The organism is Dactylosporangium sucinum (assembly GCF_014647515.1).
GTDB classification, from domain to species: Bacteria; Actinomycetota; Actinomycetes; order Mycobacteriales; family Micromonosporaceae; genus Dactylosporangium; species Dactylosporangium sucinum.
Genome location: NZ_BMPI01000002.1, coordinates 111,484 through 127,672, shown reverse-complemented (window position 1 = coordinate 127,672; position 16,189 = coordinate 111,484). Strand labels below are relative to the sequence as shown.

13 protein-coding genes are annotated in these 16,189 nt (G+C 74.3%); 6 read left to right on the top strand and 7 right to left on the bottom strand.

Going from position 1 to position 16,189, the window contains the following annotated elements; genetic code table 11:
* Together IEZ31_RS01715 and IEZ31_RS01710 are read right to left on the bottom strand one after the other, a co-directional pair.
* On the bottom strand, positions 1–1,260 hold the full coding sequence (locus IEZ31_RS01715) for an acyl-CoA dehydrogenase family protein (protein ID WP_229833973.1): 1,260 nt from the start codon (positions 1,258–1,260) through the stop codon (positions 1–3).
* A gap of 10 nt (positions 1,261–1,270) precedes the next feature.
* Positions 1,271–2,503 (bottom strand): flavin reductase, encoded by a 1,233-nt coding sequence (locus IEZ31_RS01710; protein WP_190247888.1) that lies wholly within the window; start codon positions 2,501–2,503, stop codon positions 1,271–1,273.
* 124 nt (positions 2,504–2,627) lie between these two features.
* Between IEZ31_RS01710 and IEZ31_RS01705 the strand changes: the two genes are divergently transcribed.
* The gene (locus tag IEZ31_RS01705) at positions 2,628–3,452 is read left to right on the top strand and encodes an IclR family transcriptional regulator (protein WP_229833971.1); all 825 of its coding nucleotides are present in this window, start codon (positions 2,628–2,630) and stop codon (positions 3,450–3,452) included.
* A gap of 35 nt (positions 3,453–3,487) precedes the next feature.
* On the opposite strand, the gene IEZ31_RS01700 is transcribed toward IEZ31_RS01705, so the two are convergent.
* Entirely contained in the window at positions 3,488–4,180 is a 693-nt protein-coding gene (locus IEZ31_RS01700; RefSeq protein WP_190247887.1) for a hypothetical protein, read from the bottom strand.
* Positions 4,181–4,370: 190 nt separating this feature from the next.
* On the opposite strand from IEZ31_RS01700, the gene IEZ31_RS01695 reads away from it, so the two are divergent.
* Positions 4,371–5,156, top strand: a complete 786-nt coding sequence (locus tag IEZ31_RS01695; RefSeq protein ID WP_190247886.1) for a cyclase family protein — start codon at positions 4,371–4,373, stop codon at positions 5,154–5,156.
* Between the two features lie 135 nt (positions 5,157–5,291).
* Here the strand turns inward: IEZ31_RS01695 and IEZ31_RS58115 are convergent, their stop codons facing one another.
* From IEZ31_RS58115 to eccB, 3 genes are read right to left on the bottom strand one after another with little or no spacing between them, the layout of a single operon-like run.
* Positions 5,292–6,506 (bottom strand): WXG100 family type VII secretion target, encoded by a 1,215-nt coding sequence (locus tag IEZ31_RS58115; RefSeq protein WP_190247885.1) that lies wholly within the window; start codon positions 6,504–6,506, stop codon positions 5,292–5,294.
* Positions 6,496–6,852: a DUF2563 family protein gene (locus IEZ31_RS01685; protein WP_190247884.1), complete on the bottom strand. Its 357-nt coding sequence runs from the start codon at positions 6,850–6,852 to the stop codon at positions 6,496–6,498. The genes IEZ31_RS58115 and IEZ31_RS01685 overlap by 11 nt, the downstream gene beginning before the upstream one ends.
* Before the next feature lie 51 nt (positions 6,853–6,903).
* Entirely contained in the window at positions 6,904–8,505 is a 1,602-nt protein-coding gene (gene eccB / locus IEZ31_RS01680; RefSeq protein ID WP_190247883.1) for a type VII secretion protein EccB, read from the bottom strand.
* Between the two features lie 207 nt (positions 8,506–8,712).
* On the opposite strand from eccB, the gene eccE reads away from it, so the two are divergent.
* Genes eccE through IEZ31_RS01665 form a run of 3 tightly spaced genes read left to right on the top strand, consistent with a single transcriptional unit; the run spans position 8,713 to position 11,731 of the window.
* Positions 8,713–9,906 carry a type VII secretion protein EccE gene (eccE, locus tag IEZ31_RS01675; RefSeq protein ID WP_190247882.1) on the top strand — a complete coding sequence of 398 codons (1,194 nt, stop codon included), beginning with the start codon at positions 8,713–8,715 and terminating at the stop codon, positions 9,904–9,906.
* Entirely contained in the window at positions 9,903–10,565 is a 663-nt protein-coding gene (locus IEZ31_RS01670; RefSeq protein WP_190247881.1) for a hypothetical protein, read from the top strand. Before eccE ends, IEZ31_RS01670 begins: the two co-directional genes overlap by 4 nt.
* A 20-nt stretch (positions 10,566–10,585) precedes the next feature.
* Positions 10,586–11,731: a S8 family serine peptidase gene (locus IEZ31_RS01665; protein WP_190247880.1), complete on the top strand. Its 1,146-nt coding sequence runs from the start codon at positions 10,586–10,588 to the stop codon at positions 11,729–11,731.
* Positions 11,732–12,016: 285 nt separating this feature from the next.
* Here the strand turns inward: IEZ31_RS01665 and eccD are convergent, their stop codons facing one another.
* Positions 12,017–13,411, bottom strand: coding sequence for a type VII secretion integral membrane protein EccD (gene eccD, locus IEZ31_RS01660; protein ID WP_229833969.1), 1,395 nt, complete (start codon positions 13,409–13,411; stop codon positions 12,017–12,019).
* A 142-nt stretch (positions 13,412–13,553) separates the two neighbouring features.
* Here eccD and eccCa point away from each other — a divergent pair.
* Positions 13,554–16,189: type VII secretion protein EccCa (gene eccCa, locus IEZ31_RS01655; protein ID WP_229833967.1), on the top strand; the 2,636-nt coding region annotated here is incomplete at its 3' end.

Genomic DNA, 16,189 nt, shown 5'->3' with positions numbered 1-16,189 from the left:
TCAGGCGTCCTTCGCCAGGTTGGCGAACAGCGCGTTCTCGGCGCCGGTCGTGACCAGGTTGGCCGCTTCGAGCCGCCCGCGCTCCGCCGGGAACGTCATGACCAGGGACATGGCGATGTCCCGCACGGCCCTCGCGATGACGCCCGAGTTGGCGGTACCGCTGGTGCCCGTGCACTTCAGCGCGCCCACGGCGACGTCGAAGCAGGCCTCGGTGATCGACCCCTTGGCCATCCGCCACTGGCGGAACACCTCGTCCTTGGTCCGCAGCGGCGGTTCCGACGTCTCCAGCTCCAGCTGCCGGCGGATCCAGAGGTACGCGGTCTCCAGGCGTTCGGTCATGTCGCCGAAAAGTACCTGGTGCATCGGGCTGCTGGCGACGGGCCGGCCGGTGTCGGCGAACGTCTTGCCGGTCGTCGCGGCCAGCGCGGCGTCGTAGGCGGACTGGGCGGCGCCGAGGTACACGGCGGAGATCGCCAGCTGGTTGCCGACGAACGAGCCGCGGCTCACCTGGAGCATCCGCACGAACGCGCCGGGGACGGTGAGCGCCTCGTCGGCCGGGATGAACACGTCCTTGAGCGTGATGCCCTGGTTGGCGGTGGCCCGCATGCCCAGCGCGTCCCAGGTCGGGCGCTCGCCGACGCCCGCGGCGTCGCGCGGCACGAAGAACGTGGCCAGCCCGGCGGCGGTGTCGGTGCCGTCGAGCCGGGCGGTGGTGAGGTAGTAGTCGGCGACGCCGGTGGCGCAGCCGAACGACTTCTCGCCGTTGAGCAGCCAGCCGCCGTCGACCCGGGTCGCCGTGGTGCTGATCGAGATGTTCGCCGCGGCGCTCTTCACCGACTCGCTGGCGAAGTTGGCCAGCCAGACGCCGCCGGCCATGCGGGTGAGCACCTTCTCGGCGAACGCCTGCACGGTGGGGATCTCGTCGGCCTCGAACAGGCCGGCCTTGATCGCCTCCAGGGGCAGCAGCCCGCGGGAGGCGCTGGTGTTGTGGAAGAAGAAGGCGAGGGCGGTCGACGCGCAGGCGGTGCCCATCGAGTACGTGGCCGCGGCCAGGTCGCGCAGCGTGCCGCCGAGCCCGCCGTACTCCTCCGGCACGACCAGGCCGAGCAGCCCCGCGTCGCGCAGCCGGGCCACGTGCTCGACCGGGAACCGGCCCTCCGCGTCGGCCGGCGCGGCCTGCGCGCGCAGGGCGGGCAGGACCGCGGCGACCCGCTCGGCGCGGTCGCGCTCGGCGTCGGTCATCGAATCGAGGAGTGCCATGGATGTCCCTTCATGGAAGTACGCGGTAGGTGCGGCCGGGCAGCGCGCCGCCCAGGTGCTGTTCGAGCGAGGCGGCGGCGCCGACGAGCGCGGCGCGCGGCGAGCCGCAGGCCACGCCGAGCCGGTCGGCCAGGAAGAGCACGTCCTCGCAGGCGAGCGCGCCGTCGAGGCCGCCCAGGGTGGCGTCGAAGTGGCGCACGCCGCTCTTCATCGCGGTGAGCGCGTTGACGAGGCCGAGGCCGTGCCGGTCGCGCAGGCGCACCCGCAGCGGCACCGGCCGGGACCGCACGGTCGCGTCCTGCAGCAGCGCGCGGACCTGGCGCGGCGAGGCCGCGTGGGCGCCCTCGTCGAGGCCGATCTCGTCGCAGCCGAGGCCGGCGAGCGCGTCGACGGCCGCCAGGACCGCGCTCGCGCGGTCCGGCACGAACGCGTCGGGCAGCCAGCAGGTGACCCGCATGTCGTAGCGGCGGGCCTCGTCGAGGATGCGCTTGGCGAGCGTCGGCTCCCCGACCGGCACCTCGAGCACGCCGGCGCCGCCGAGGGCCGCGTCGGCCACCTCGTCCGGCGAGTCGACGAGCGCGGCGGCGGTCGCCGGGTCGCCGGTGGTGACCAGCCCGCCGTGCGGGTCGCGGACCCGGACCCGCACGCCGGCGGCGCGCAGCGCGGTGGCCAGCTCGGCGGCGGCGTTCTCGGCGACGACGTGCGAGCGCAGCGCCGGCAGCAGCCCGCTGTCGGCGACCGTCACCTCCTCCGGCAGGACGTCGGCGAGCTGGCCCCAGGCGCGCGAGTGGAACAGCAGCGGGGCGACGACCCGTTCGGTCGAGGCGGCCACCACGTGGCCGACGAAGATGGTGTGGTCGCCGCCCTCGTGGGCGTGTACGACCCGGCAGTCCATCCAGCCGACCGCGTCGGTGAGCACCGGCGCTCCGGTGACCCGGGTCTGCCACGGGCTGCCCGCGAAACGGTCGGTGACGCCCGCCTCCTGTCCGGCGAACCGGCGCCCGATCATCGTCTGGTCCTTGGCCAGGATGCTCACCGCGAACACCCCGCTCGTCTCGATGAGCCGATGCGTGTGGATCCGGCGGTTGAGGCACACCAGGATGAGCGGCGGGTCGAGGCTCACGCTGGAGAACGAGCTGGCGGTCATCCCGTGCCAGCCGTCGGGGACCGCCGTGGTGACCACGCTGACCCCGCTCGGCCACTGCGCGAGCACCGAGCGGAACGTGTCGTGATCGATCGTCACTCGGGCCACCCTGTTTCACTAAGCGAAACGCCGTACCGCCTACGGTAACGACGGTCGCGATCGGCTGTCAACGAGAGTTGCGACAGCGTTTCCCATGGGGAAATCGACGGCCTAGACTCCTGGGGTGCCAACCACTACGTCAGCCGCCGCGACGCCCGCCAGCGACAACGCCGACGGCTCGGCCAGCCGCTCCATCGCGGCCGTCGAGCGGGCCATGGACGTGTTGCTGCTCTTCGGCCGGGTCGGCCGGCCCGACCTGGGCGTCACCGAGATCGCCGCCGAGCTCGGGCTCACCAAGGCGGCCGTCCACCGCATCCTCACCGCCCTGCGCAACCGCGACCTGGTCGCGGTCGACCCGACCACCCGGCGCTACGCGCTCGGGCACGCGGCCGTCGCGCTCGGCCGGGCCTACCTGGCCCGCACCGACCTGCGCGCGATCGCGGCGCCGGAGCTGCGCGGGTTGTCCGCCGAGACCGGTGAGACGGCGACGCTGTCCATCCGGCGCGGCGACATGCGGCTCTACGCCGACCAGGTCGTGCCGGAGCAGGAGCTACGGCTGGAGGTGCAGCTCGGCACGCCCTACCCGCTGCACGCCGGCGCGTCCTCGAAGGCGTTCCTGGCCTTCCTGGGCGCCGACGAGATCGAGTACTACCTGGATCAGCACGCCGAACTGGAGCCGGTCACCGACAAGACCATCGTCGACGCCAAGGCCCTGCGGCTGGAGATCGCGGCCATCCAGCGCCGCGGCTACGCGACCTCGCTCGGCGAGCGGAAGATCGGCGCGGCCTCGATCGCGGCCCCGGTGTTCGACCACGACGGCCACGTCATCGCCGTGCTGTCCCTCGCGGGGCCGCTGTCGCGGTTCAAGCCGCGGATGTCGGAGTGCGCCGACACCCTGCTCGCCGCCGCGGGCCGCGTCTCCGCCCACCTCGGCTACGCCCCGAGCTGACCGGACCGGCGACCGGACCGACGACCGGGCCGGTGCTAACCGATCATGCCGGGCTTCAGCACGCCCAGGGCGGCCGCGGCGAGCACCGACAGCCAGATGCCCCACACGTAGGGCAGGCAGCCGTCGACGGCGCGCCGCAGCGCCCGCTCGACCTCCGGGGTCGAGCCGGTCGTCAGCAGCGCGCCGTAGGGTGCCCCGAAGCCGCGCAGGGTGAGCCGGATGCCGAGGCCGCACGCGATCGCCGTGGCGTAGAGGGCGACCTTGCCGCCGAGCCAGTCCGGGTTCGTGGTGACCCCGAACGGGCGCTCGGCGGCGATCGTGTACCCGGCCAGGCCGTACAGCGCGAGGACGAGCACGATCCGGATCGCCCAGTCCGCCCTGCGCACGAGTGGGTGTTTCCCGGGGGCGTGGTGGTCGGCGACGGTGAGCGCGAGCCAGCCGGCCGCGAACAGCCACACCGGCGCCACCGTCCACCAGTGGAACAGCTGGAACCCGGACAGCTGCGCGCCGTGCGGGTCGAGCGACATCAGCGTGACCCCGCTGGGCAGGAACAGCACCAGGCAGATCTTCGGGCCCAGGTCCAGGCCACCCATGATCTTCAGCGCGGTGCTCCGCGCCACCGGCGGCAGGTCCGGCCGCAGCACGAACCGGCTGGAGTAGAAGACCCCCAGGTCGCCGCCGAGCCAGAACACGAACAGCACGATGTGCAGCAGGATCCACCAGCCCATGGAATTATGGAAACACTGATTCGCTGTGCGAAACAAGTCCTTGACGCCGGTGTCGCGCGCTGCCTAGCGTCAGTGTCATGACGCTGGGGCAACGCCTCGTGACACCGCTGGACGGGACCGCCGCCCGGCGCGCACAACGACGACACCTACCGGGGTCGCTCGCCGCCCTGCGCGCCGACGGGGTGATCTGATGGTGTGGGACCCGCTCGCCGGGACGCGGGTGCTCGACCTGGCGCAGCCGATGCGCCGGGGCATGCCCCAGTCGCCGAACCACCCGCCGTTCCGGATGGCGATCGAGCGCCGCCACGGCGATGTCATGCGCCCCGACGGCGGCTCGGCGGCCAACGAGCTCATCGTCACCGGCGGCCATGTCGGCACCCACGTCGACGCGCTCGCCCACGTGTCGCAGGACGGCTATCTGCACGGCGGGGTCGAGGCCCTCTCCGTGCAGGGGCATCTCGGCTTCACCGCGCTCGGCATCGAGACGTTCGGTGTCTATGTCGGGCGAGCGGCGGTCTTCGACGTCGCCCGGCTGCACGGCGTGCCGTCGCTGCCTCCGGGGTACGAGATCACCGCGGCGGACCTCGCCGCCTGCGACGCCGAGGTGCGGCCCGGCGACGCGGTGCTCATCGGCACCGGCTGGTCGCGCCGCTGGGACGAGCCCGAGGCGTTCGTCGGCCACCGCGCCGGCTGCCCCGGCCCCGGCGTCGAGGCCGCCGGGTGGCTCGTGGAGCGGGGCGCCGCGATCGCCGGCGGGGAGACGATCGCGTTCGAGTGCATCCCGCCGGGCGCCGGCCACGCCGTGCTGCCCGTGCACCGGCTGCTGCTCGTCGAGCGCGGCATCCACATCGTGGAGACCATGCGCCTCGCCCCGCTGCTGGACACCGGCGCCACCGAGTGCCTGCTGGTCCTCAACCCGCTCCCGATCGTCGGCGCGACGGGCGCCCCGGTCCGTCCCCTGGCGGTGCTGCCCTGAGTGACGTCTCGACGCCGGCGAGGTTCGCCGTCGCCTGCCGCGACTCGGGACCGCCCCCGACGTGCGGGCGCGGACAGGCAGCGGCGCCCGGGAAGTCGTTCCCGGGCGCCGCCCGTGTGCTGGTCGGAACGGGGCTCAGCGGCCGCCGGCCGGGGGCTCGGACTGGCCGCCGCCGCCCAGGACCGGGGGTGGGGCGTTCTCGTCGTCGCTCCACACCATGTCGTCCTCGGTGAGCCAGGTGTCGTAGCGCTCCTCGTCCTCGTCCTCGCCCGAACCGGTGCGCGCCATCGGGCCGCCGGCGCCGCGCTGGCCGTTGTTGCCGAACAGGCCGCCGCCGCGGGTCGCCGCCGGGCCGCGCTCGGCGCCGGGAGCGACCGCGCCGGAGCGGCCGGCGTTGCTCTGCAGGCTCGTCTCCGAGCCGGGACGCGCGCCGGTCACGCCCGTGCCGCCGCCACCGCCCGTGCCGCCGAGCAGGCCGCCCGCCGGCACGCCGCCGGCGAGGGCGGTGGTCGGGCCGAGGCCCGGGCCGGTCCCGCCGGTGAGCGTGACGAGCTGGCCGGTGAGCGCGCCGCCCGCGGCGATCACGCCCGCGCCGATGATGCCGGTGTCGGCGCCGGTCAGCTGGGTGCCGGGCGGGTCCTCGCCGGTGCCGGTCGGCCCGACCGTCGACACGGGCACGAACGTGCCGGTGTCGTGGGTCTGGTCGGTGCCCGGCTTGTGCGTGCCCGGGACGGTGTGCGGCGAGCTGCCGCGGGGGCCCTTCTTCGGGTCGGCGTCGGCGCCGACGTCGCCGCCGGGCAGCTCGGTCGGTGGCGCGGTCGGGATCGTCACCGAGCTGTCCTGGACGCCGTAGTCGGCCGCGAGGTTCGACATCAGCTGGACCATCCGCGCGTGAGCTTCCTTCTTCTGCTGCTCGTCGCGCTGGTGGCCGAGGAAGCCGCCGACGACGGCGCCGGTGAGGCCGCCGCTCAGGCCGCCGATGACGACGCCGCCGACCATGCTGGCGTTGTCGTCGGTGTCCTCGGGGTCGTCGGCGTTCTCCTGCGCGGTGCGCAGGGAGACGCTCATGCCGTCGAGCGCGGAGCGGACCGTCGCGTGGTCGTCGGCGAGCTTCGTCGAGTAGCCGCTCACGAGGCCCAGACGGTACTGATACTCCCGGCCCGCGTCGCCCTTCCAGTCCAGCTTGGCGAGGTCCTTGTCGATCTCGCCGGCGATGTGCCGGGTGTCGGACTCCAGCTTGGACCACTCGGCGGACACCCCGTCGACCTGCTTGGGGTCGCCGGCCATGAGCTCGTTCCAGAGCTGCTGGTGGCTCTTGCCCGCGTAGTGCGGCGTGTACTCATTGCCCATCGGAGCCCCCCAGCTTCACCGTGACGTCACCGAGCAGGTTGCGGATGTCGGCCTGGTTCGCCGTGTTGCGGCTCTCGGTCGTGTGATAGTTCCGCATGATGTCGTCGGTGGCCTTCTGCGCCGCCTCGATCGCCGCGACCAGCCGCTTCGCCCGCGCCAGGTGCTGGGAGTGCACGCTGTCGTAGTTGTTGCCGATCGTCTGCGCGTCGGTGAAGGTGCCCAGCTGGGGTTTCTTCATCCCGTCGAGCTTCGTCACCAGCGCCTTGGCGTCGGTGAGGCGGCTGTCCAGCCGCGTGCGGAACTCCTCCAGAGTGAGGAGATCGACTCTGCTGTTGCCGTCGCCCATCAGATCCCCGTCTCGGTCCAAACCATCGATGCTGCTCTGTACGACGTCCTATCAGGGTACTTGGTCTGCGCCAGTTCGATCGACCCTACCCGATCGCCGCCGCCCCGGCGTGGCCCGCCGCCGCGACGACGAGGGGTTCGGACTCGACGGCGGCTTGCTCGGCGGCTTCGACGCCGTCGGGCTCTGCGTCGCCTTCGCCGACGAGGTGCTCGTCGGCTTCGCGGACGGCGTGGACGAGCCGGTGCCGGCCGGCCGCGCGGTCGCGAACGACCGGGCCGCGGCCGGGTCGAGCGCCGGCCCCTGCGGGATCAGCGCGAGCAGGGAGGCCGGCACGCCGACCGGCGCGACCCCCTCGTAGCCCAGCGCCACCATCGCCTTGACGTTCTCGCTGTCCTGCAGCGCGTATCGGATGCCCTGATCGCTCACCAGGTAGACGGTCCCGCCGGCGCTGCTCGCGTCCGCGTCCGGCGCCGGCAGGGCACGCACCAGCGCGCCGCCCCCCTGCGGCACCGACACCTGCTGGGCGCCCGAGGTCTGGCTGGTCGTCCGGTCCGGGTCGAGGGTCAGCTGCTCCGCCGCCGGCCCGTAGACGGCCAGGGTCACCTGCTGCCGGCCGCCCTGCGCGACGGCGGCGGTGTACTGCGCGCAGAGGGTCGAGTCGGCGACGTCGGTGCGGGCCTGCGGCCGGGCCTGCGGGAAGCCGTCGGGCTCGACGACGGCGCCGGTGCTCAGCGCCTGCGCGGCCTGCGCGGCGGTGATCTCCACCGGCTCGGCGCCGTTGGCCAGCAGCAGCGCGGCGCTGACCGCGCCGATGGTGGCCAGGCCGCCGTTGGTGAGCACGTAGTACTGCTGGCCCGAGCGGTACACCGAGCCGACGTCGGCGGTCTGCCCGTTGACCTTCCGTGCGCTGGGCTGGCCGGCGCCCGGCAGCTTCAGGGCGGCCAGGTCGGGCCCGGCGGTGATGCTGTTGAGCAGGGCGGTGTTGACCCGCAGCGGGGTGACCGAGGCCAGCTCCAGCGCGGTCAGCACGGTCCGCTCGGTGATCCGCAGCCGGCGGTCGTGCCACAGCAGGTACATCGGGAGATCCCCGGACGACGAGGTCGAGACGAGCACGGCCTGCTCACCCAGGGCGACGCCGCCGGCCGGGGTGCGCCCGATCTCCAGCCGGGTCGCGGCCGGCGCGGCACCCGTCACGCGGACCCCGCAGACGCTCCACGGCAGGCCGACGAGGGCGCCGCTCGGCGGCGGCGGGTCGGGCACGTTCTGGATGCCGACCGGGAGGCCGACCGGCAGCTTCGACAGCGACTTGTGCGACATCGTGCGGACCCTGGGGGCGCCGCTGCCGACGATGAGGCGGGCCGAGGTGAAGTTGAGCACCGGGTGCAGCGTGCCCTCGACGAAGACGAACCGCGCGCCGCTCTCCCGCTCGATCACGATGTCGTTCTCGTCGGGCGAGCCGCCCGACGGGTTGATGAACCCGTAGACGCCGACCACCGCGAGCACGATCGCGCCGACGATGACGCTGCCGAAGATGGACATCGCGAGGCGGCGCACCGGCAGCTCGTTGCTCTCCGGCTCGCCGGACAGCATGGCCGATACGATGCGCCGCGTGACGAACCGGTACGCCCGCACCTGTTCGTACCGAGCGACCATCGCATTGCCTCCCCGTCGACGCCCGTCGTGGTCCGAGTGGGGATCGTAGCGGGTTCCGGCCGGTGGCGAGCACCGCGGACCGCGCGAGCGCCGCTTCGCCCGTACACTGTGGGCGCCTCGGCCCGGCCGGAACCCCCACCGGGCGCGACGCGGCGGAGGGAGCGCGGGGAACAGGTGGCATCGGCAACGACTCGGGGCGGCGTCCCCGTGACGGCCGGCAGGCCGTCCGCTCCGGCACCCGCCCGCAACCGCGCGGTGGTCGCCCGGCGACTGCGCCCGGCGCCCGGCGGGCCCGGCGAGTTCGGCACCGCGCAGCTCGTGGCGATCGAGATCGCCGGTGTCGCCCTGGGCGCCGCCGCGTTCGCCGCCACGCCGGCCGCGATCGGCGCCGGCGCCGTGATCGCCGCGGGCGCGATCGCCGCGGGCCTCAGCCGGTCCGGCGGTCGCTGGGCCTACCAGTCGCTCGGCCTGCGCTCGGCGATGCGCCGCCGGCGGCGGGCCGGCGCCCGCGGGCTGCTCGCGCCGGGGTTCCAGGTCTACGGCTACGACGACCGGGGCAGCCAGATCGGCATCGGCCAGGACCGGGAGGGCTGGTTCATCGCCGTCGCGATCGGCGGCGCCGGCGACGCGATCGGCCACGAGAGGCACAGCCTGCGGCTCGACCGGCTGCTGCGGCTGCTCGACGAGGGCACCGCCCGCCCGTCGGCGGTGCAGCTGGTGAGCTTCCGCACCGTCGCACCGGCCACCGGCCCCCTGCCGAACAGTCCCGCCGCCCACTCCTACCGCGAGCTGCTCGGCATGGTCACCGGCCGGCAGACCGGCCCGGCGACCCAGCAGACCTGGGTCGCGCTGCGGCTCACCGCCTCCGACGCGCTCGAGGCGTCCGCCGACCGGGGCGGCGGCATGGACGGGGTCAACCGGACGCTCGCCGCGATGGCGGGCCGGCTCGGCAAGGCGCTCAACACCGCCGGCGTGCCCTACGAGGTGCTCGACGCCCACGCGCTCAACCAGGCCGTGCACGCCGCCTGCGGCCTCGACGGCGCCCGGCCCGGCACGCCGGTGACCGCGCGGGAGCGGTGGCGCGGCTGGGTCGCCGCCGGCCGCCAGCACGTCGCCTACGAGGTCGAGCGGTGGCCCGACGCGTTCGACCCGGCCGCCGTGCAGGCGCTGGCCGGCGTGCCGGCCGAGCAGCTCGTGGTCTCGGTCGTCGCCGCCCGGCGCGGCGCCGAGCTGCGGCTGCGCACGATCGTGCGGGTCATGGCCGCGCCGGACCGGCTCACCGCCGCGGTGCAGACGGTCCGCGAGTCGACCCGGACGCTCGGCGTGCGGCTGCGGCCGCTGCACGGGCAGCACCAGCCGGGCGTGTACGGTTCGGCGCCGACGGGCGGGGGGACCCTGTGAGACGACGCACGGCGCTGGAGTTCACCGGCACCCAGCAGGCCATCGGCGGGATCACGCTGGGCAGCGAGCCCGCCGGCGTGATCCTCGGCTTCGACCAGCACCAGAGCCCGGTCACGCTGCAGCTCTTCCGGCCCCGGCCGACCCGCGTGCTGCTCATCGACCGCGGCTGGGTCGAGCGGCTGCTCATGCTGCGCGCGATGGCGGTCGGCGCCCGCGTCGTGGTCAACACGCCCGACCCGGCGATGTGGGCCGGCTTCGGCGAGTCGGTCACCGGCCGCCCCGACCTGTTCCACGTCGCCCCGGCCTACCAGGCGGTGGAGCTGCCCAGCTCGGTCGCCGCGCCGGTGCTCTTCGTCGCCGAGCGGCACCCGCTCAGCATCCCGGCCCTGGGCCCCTGGCAGGCGCTGGTGACCGTCGCCGGCTGGCTGGGCGAGTATGTCCAGCAGTCCCTGCTCGAGGCCGACGTCGTGATCCTGCGCCGGCTCACCGAGCGGCAGCTCGCCGCGGCGGCGGCGCTCATGCGCCTCGACGCCCTGCAGGCCGCGACGCTGCAGGCCACGCCGCCCGACGGCCTCGTGGTCTATCAGGAGGGCGAGTGGCGGTATCTCCGGATGGCGATCACACAGGTCGAGCACGGACTCTTCGGCGCACCCCAGTAGGAAAGTCTCACGGAGGACGGATGAGAGCGCTTCGGCTGGCCACCACCATCGTCGCGGTCGTGGCCGCCGGGCTCGTCCCGGTCGTGGCCGCGCCGTCCGCCTCGGCGGAGACGCGCCGTGACCGGCAGTGGTATCTCAAGACCCTCGACGTCGCGGCCGCGCACAAGATCACGCAGGGTGCCGGCGTGGTCGTGGCCGTGCTCGACACCGGCGTCGGCAAGCACCCCGACGTCGACGGCCAGATCCTCGACGGGGTGTCGCTCGCCCCCGGCGAGGGCACCAGCCTCACCGACAATGCCGGCCACGGCTCCAGCATGGCCGGCATCATCGTCGCCAAGGGCGGCAACGCCGACCACCTGCTGGGCATCGCCCCGAAGGCGAAGGTGCTCTCCGTGCGCACCTCGACCGGCAGCAAGGGCATGGGCAAGACCAACATCCCCGAGGGCATCCGCTGGGCCGTCGACCACGGCGCGAAAGTGATCAATATCTCGGAGGGCGGCAAGCTGGAGGCGGGCGGCCCGGAGGCGGTCCAGTACGCGCTGGACCACGACGTCGTGGTCGTCGCCGGCAGCGGCAACGTCGCGCAGTTCGCGGCGGGCAGCGGCGTGATCCAGCCGGCCAGCATCCCCGGCGTCGTGGCGGTGACCGCCCACGACCGCAACGGCAACGCCTGGAGCGGCGCGATCACCGGCCCCGAGGTGGTCCTCTCGGCCCCGGGCGTGGCGATCCCGTCCGTGTCCGCCGCCGGCGGCGGGCGCGTGGTCGGGTACTACGAGTCGACGGACGGCACGAGCAACTCCACGGCGGTCGTGTCGGGCGCGGCGGCGCTGATCCGGGCGAAGTACCCGGACCTGCCGGCCAAGGACGTCATCCAGCGCCTGATCAGCACGGCCGACGACGCGGGCGCGCCCGGCCGCGACCCGCAGTACGGCTACGGCCGCCTCAACCTGGTCAAGGCCCTCACCGCCGACGTGGCCCCGGTGGCGGCCAACCCGCTGCTGCAGTCGGCGCGCTCGTCCGGCCAGGCCGCCTCGGCCGCCCCGGCGGCGGACGACGACGGCCTGGCCCCGGCGATCCGGCTGGCGGCGATCGCCGGCGGCGGCGTGTGCCTGCTGCTGGTGGTGGCCGGCATCCTGTTCCTGACGCTGCGCCGCCGCCGCGCCTGAGGCCGCCGGCCCGGGGCCGGGGCTCCGGCTCGGGCTCGGGGTGCTGGTCCGGGCTCGGGGTGCTGGTCCGGGCTGCGTCCTGCCGCGTCGGGGCGGCCCCTGCTCGCGTCGGCGCTTTGCCGACGGCATCCGCAGAGACGCTGGTCGATCTACCCTCGTCCATGGAGATCGGAACGAGGGTAGATCGACCAGCGTCGTTTGGCCAGGTGGTGGACCCGCACGAGCGTGGCAGTGCGGATCGCGGTCGCGGGCGTCGGCGGTTGGCGGTCGACGCGGCCGCGCGGGTCAGCCCTCGCGGAGGGTGCGGATCCAGCCGTACAGCCCGGCGACCCAGAACGCGAGCGGGATGATCGCAAGGATCAGGACCGTCTCGAAGATGTCCAGCGTCCGGCCCCACATCGGCGACGGGCGCTTCTGCGAGCCCGCCATCGCGTAGGCGATCACGCCGGCGGCGACGGCCAGGGTGGCGGGGACGCCGACGGCGAGGCGGAGGACCTGGTCGGCGCTCGCATACGCACCCACGCCGACCACCGCCAGGGCGATCAGGCCCGAGACGAGCAGCGGGATGCGCTGGCGGCGGCTGATGAACCAGCGGGCGCGCGCCACCATCACCAGGCCGAACACCGCGGCCAGGCAGGCGCCGGGCACGCCGCCGTCGATCGCGGCGATGACCGAGCCGAGGCCGCCGATCACGGCCAGGGCGCCGAGCATGCCGGCCAGGAACTCGTCGGCGCGCTCGCTCAGGGCGAGCACCTGGCGGCCGGCGACCATCTCGGTGTCGGTCTTGAGGTCGGCCGCGTCGGTGGGGACCGACGGGATCGGCAGGCCGGCCATGCGGTACGACAGCATCGGCATCGCGGGCAGGGCGGCGAAGGCCAGCGCGGCGACGATCGCAGCGGCCGAGGAGGGGCTCGCGTCCCAGATCATGCAGATCAGCGCCCCGATGCACAGCGCGACCGCGGCCAGGCTGGTGCCGAGGAACACCGCGACCGCGCTGGCCACGCCGGCCGTCGCGATCGCCGAGGCGAGCAGCAGGGCGGCGCCGCCGACGAGGGCGTCGGACGGATCGAGGTCGGCCAGGCCGCGGTCGCCGGCCAGCAGCAACAGGCCGCCGACCCCGGCGTAACCGAGCGCGACGACGCCGAAGACCACGCCGGTGCGGCTGTTGCGGAAGGCGCGGGACAGCACGGAGCTGACGGCGAGGAGCAGGACCGCGAGGCCCAGGCCGATGAGCGCCGACGGCAGCTGGGGCGGGCCGGAGAAGAGCACCATGAGCACGCCGAGGGCCAGCGCGATCACGCCGACCGTGAGCCCGAACCGGCGGGTCGACGCGGGGCGCCAGCGGCCGGCCCGGTCCTGGGTGGCGGTGGCGACGGCGTCGACGACGTCGTCGAAGATCGGCTCGGTGAACTCGTTGCCGCGGGGCCGCAGGTACAGCATCTCGCCGTCCTGGACGTCCAGCTGCAGCGGCGAGCGGTCGATCGCCAGGGGCGCGCCGCCGAGGCGGGACAGCACCCAGCCGTCGCGCCCCGCGGGATCGTCGGCGAGACCGTCCCCGGCGTACCGCAGGACGGTGGGCAGCAGGTCCGCCAGTGGCACGTCGGAGGGCAGCGCGAGATCGACCCGCGTCTTCGGCGCGACGATCGTCACCCGGCTCATCCCGCCGGTCGTAGTGGCCACGTCCTGATCCCTCCGTTGGTCGTGCCGATCGGCCCCGCGAGACCCCGCCCAACCGGATGCGGGGCACCGCGTCCTGCGCAGACTACATACGATGGCCGAACCACGCGGTGCCCCCGGCACCGCGCCGCACAGGAGGAGACCCGTGAGCACCGTCGTCTTCCGCAGGCCACCGCGTCGCCCGGGGCCCCAGCTGCCCCGCGGTGAGCTGCTGCTGGAGTCGCCCCCGGAGCTTCCGGAGCGGCTGCCGAAGGGCTTCGGCCAGTTGCTGATGATCCTGCCGATGATCTGCGGCGTGGGCGCGATGGCCCTGCTGTATACCGGCGGGGGCCGCGGCGCCGGGCCGATGATGTGGGTCGTCGGCGGCCTCTTCGGCGTGTCGATGATCGGCATGGCCGTCGGCACGATGGGCAACAACAGCGGCGACTCGAAGGCCGAGCTCGACGCCGAGCGGCGCGACTACATGCGGTATCTCGCGCAGGTCCGCCGCCAGGCCCGGCGCGCCGCCACCCAGCAGCGTTCCGCGCTGCTGTGGCAGCACCCGGCGCCCGACGTGCTGTGGTCGGTCGCCGCGTCGCGGCGGCGCTGGGAGCGGCGGATCACCGACGACGACTTCGGCCAGATCCGGGTCGCGCTCGGCGCGCAGCGGCTCGCCGTGTCGATCATCCCGCCGGAGACGAAGCCGGTCGAGGACCTGGAGCCGATGACGGCGATCGCCCTGCGGCGGTTCGTCCGGGCCCGGCAGACGGTGCCCGACCTGCCGATCGCGGTGTCGGTGCGCTCGTTCAGCCGGATCGTCCCGGGCGGCGACCGCGCCGCGGTCACCGACCTGGTCCGCTCGATGCTCTGCCAGCTCGCCGCGCTGCACTCGCCCGACGACGTGAAGATCGCCGTCGTCGCCGCGCCCGAGCGGCGGGGCGAGTGGGAGTGGGTCAAGTGGCTCCCGCACGCGCAGCACGACCGGCAGACCGACGCCGCCGGCGCGGTCCGGCTGATGTTCGACTCGATGTCGGATCTCGAGGAGGTCGTCGAGGAGCAGCTGCACAGCCGGTCGCGCTTCGCGCCCGAGCAGCGGCCGCTGACCACCGCGCCGCACCTGGTCGTGGTCGTCGACGGGGGCGAGGTCGCGCCGACCTGCCAGCTCATCGGCGTCGGCCTGCAGGGCACGACGGTCATCGACCTGTCGGGCGCGGTGCCGCGCGACTCCGGCCGGTGGCTGCTCGCGCTGCAGGTGACCCGCGACGCGATCGCCGCCGACCAGGGCAAGCGGGTCACGCCGCTGGGCCGCCCCGACGCGATGAGCGTGGTCGCGGCCGAGGGCCTGGCCCGCCAGCTCGCGCCGTTCCGGCTGTCGCAGCAGACGGCGTCGGAGGAGCCGCTCGCCCGCAGCATCGAGCTGCCCGACCTGCTCGGCGTCGGCGACGCCGCCGCGGTCGACCCGGTGCTCACCTGGCGGCCCCGGCCCAACCGGGAGAAGCTGCGGGTGCCGATCGGCGTCGGCCCCGACGGCAACCCGGTGGACCTCGACTTCAAGGAGGCGGCGCAGGAGGGCATGGGCCCGCACGGGCTCATCATCGGCGCCACCGGCTCCGGCAAGTCGGAGCTGCTGCGCACCATCGTGATCTCGCTCGCCATCACGCACTCGTCCGAAGAGCTCAACTTCGTGCTCGTCGACTTCAAGGGCGGCGCGACGTTCGCGTCGCTCGACGTGCTGCCGCACACCAGCGCCGTGATCACCAACCTGTCCGACGAGCTGCCGCTCGTCGACCGCATGCAGGCGGCCCTCAACGGCGAGATGGTGCGCCGGCAGGAGCTGCTGCGCGCGGCCGGCAACTACGTGTCGCGGTTCGAGTACGAGAAGGCCCGCCTCGCCGGCGAGCCGCTGCAGCCGCTGCCGAGCCTGCTCATCATCTGCGACGAGTTCAGCGAGCTGCTGACCGCGAAGTCGGAGTTCATCGACCTGTTCGTGGCGATCGGCCGGCTCGGCCGCTCGCTCGGCGTGCACCTGCTGCTCGCCTCGCAGCGGCTGGAGGAGGGCCGGCTGCGCGGCCTCGACACCCACCTGTCCTACCGGGTCGGCCTGCGCACGTTCTCGGCCGTGGAGAGCCGGGTGGTCCTCGGCGTCCCCGACGCCTACGAGCTGCCCAACGCGCCCGGCCACGGCTACCTGAAGACCGACACGACGACGATGACGCGGTTCCGGGCCGCCTACGTCTCCGGGCCGTACCGTGAGAGCGGCATCGTGCCGCGCTCGCAGGCGACGGTCCGGATGCAGATCGTGCCCTACGGCACCCACCACATCCCGATGCCGGAGCTGCCGGTGGAGCCGGAGCCCGAGCCGGACGCGGACGACACCAGCCGCGCGATCAGCATGCTCGACGTCATCGTCGGCAAGCTGCGCGGCCGCGGCGCCCCGGCCCACCAGGTCTGGCTGCCGCCGCTCGGCGAGCCGCCGACGCTGGGCGAGCTGCTCGGCCCGCTGAGCCCGGACGAGCACCGCGGCCTCATCGCCACCGGCTGGCCCGGCACCGGCCGGCTCACGGCGCCGATCGGCATCGTCGACCGGCCGTTCGAGCAGCGCCGCGACCCGCTCGTGGTCGAGCTCGACGGCGCGGCCGGCAACGTGGTGATGGTCGGCGGCCCGCAGTCCGGCAAGAGCACCGCGGTCCGCTCGCTCATCAGCTCGCTCGCGCTGACCCACAGCCCGTGGCAGGTCCAGTTCTTCTGCCTCGACTTCGGCGGCGGCTCGCTGCGTTCGCTGGCCGGCCTGCCGCACGTCAG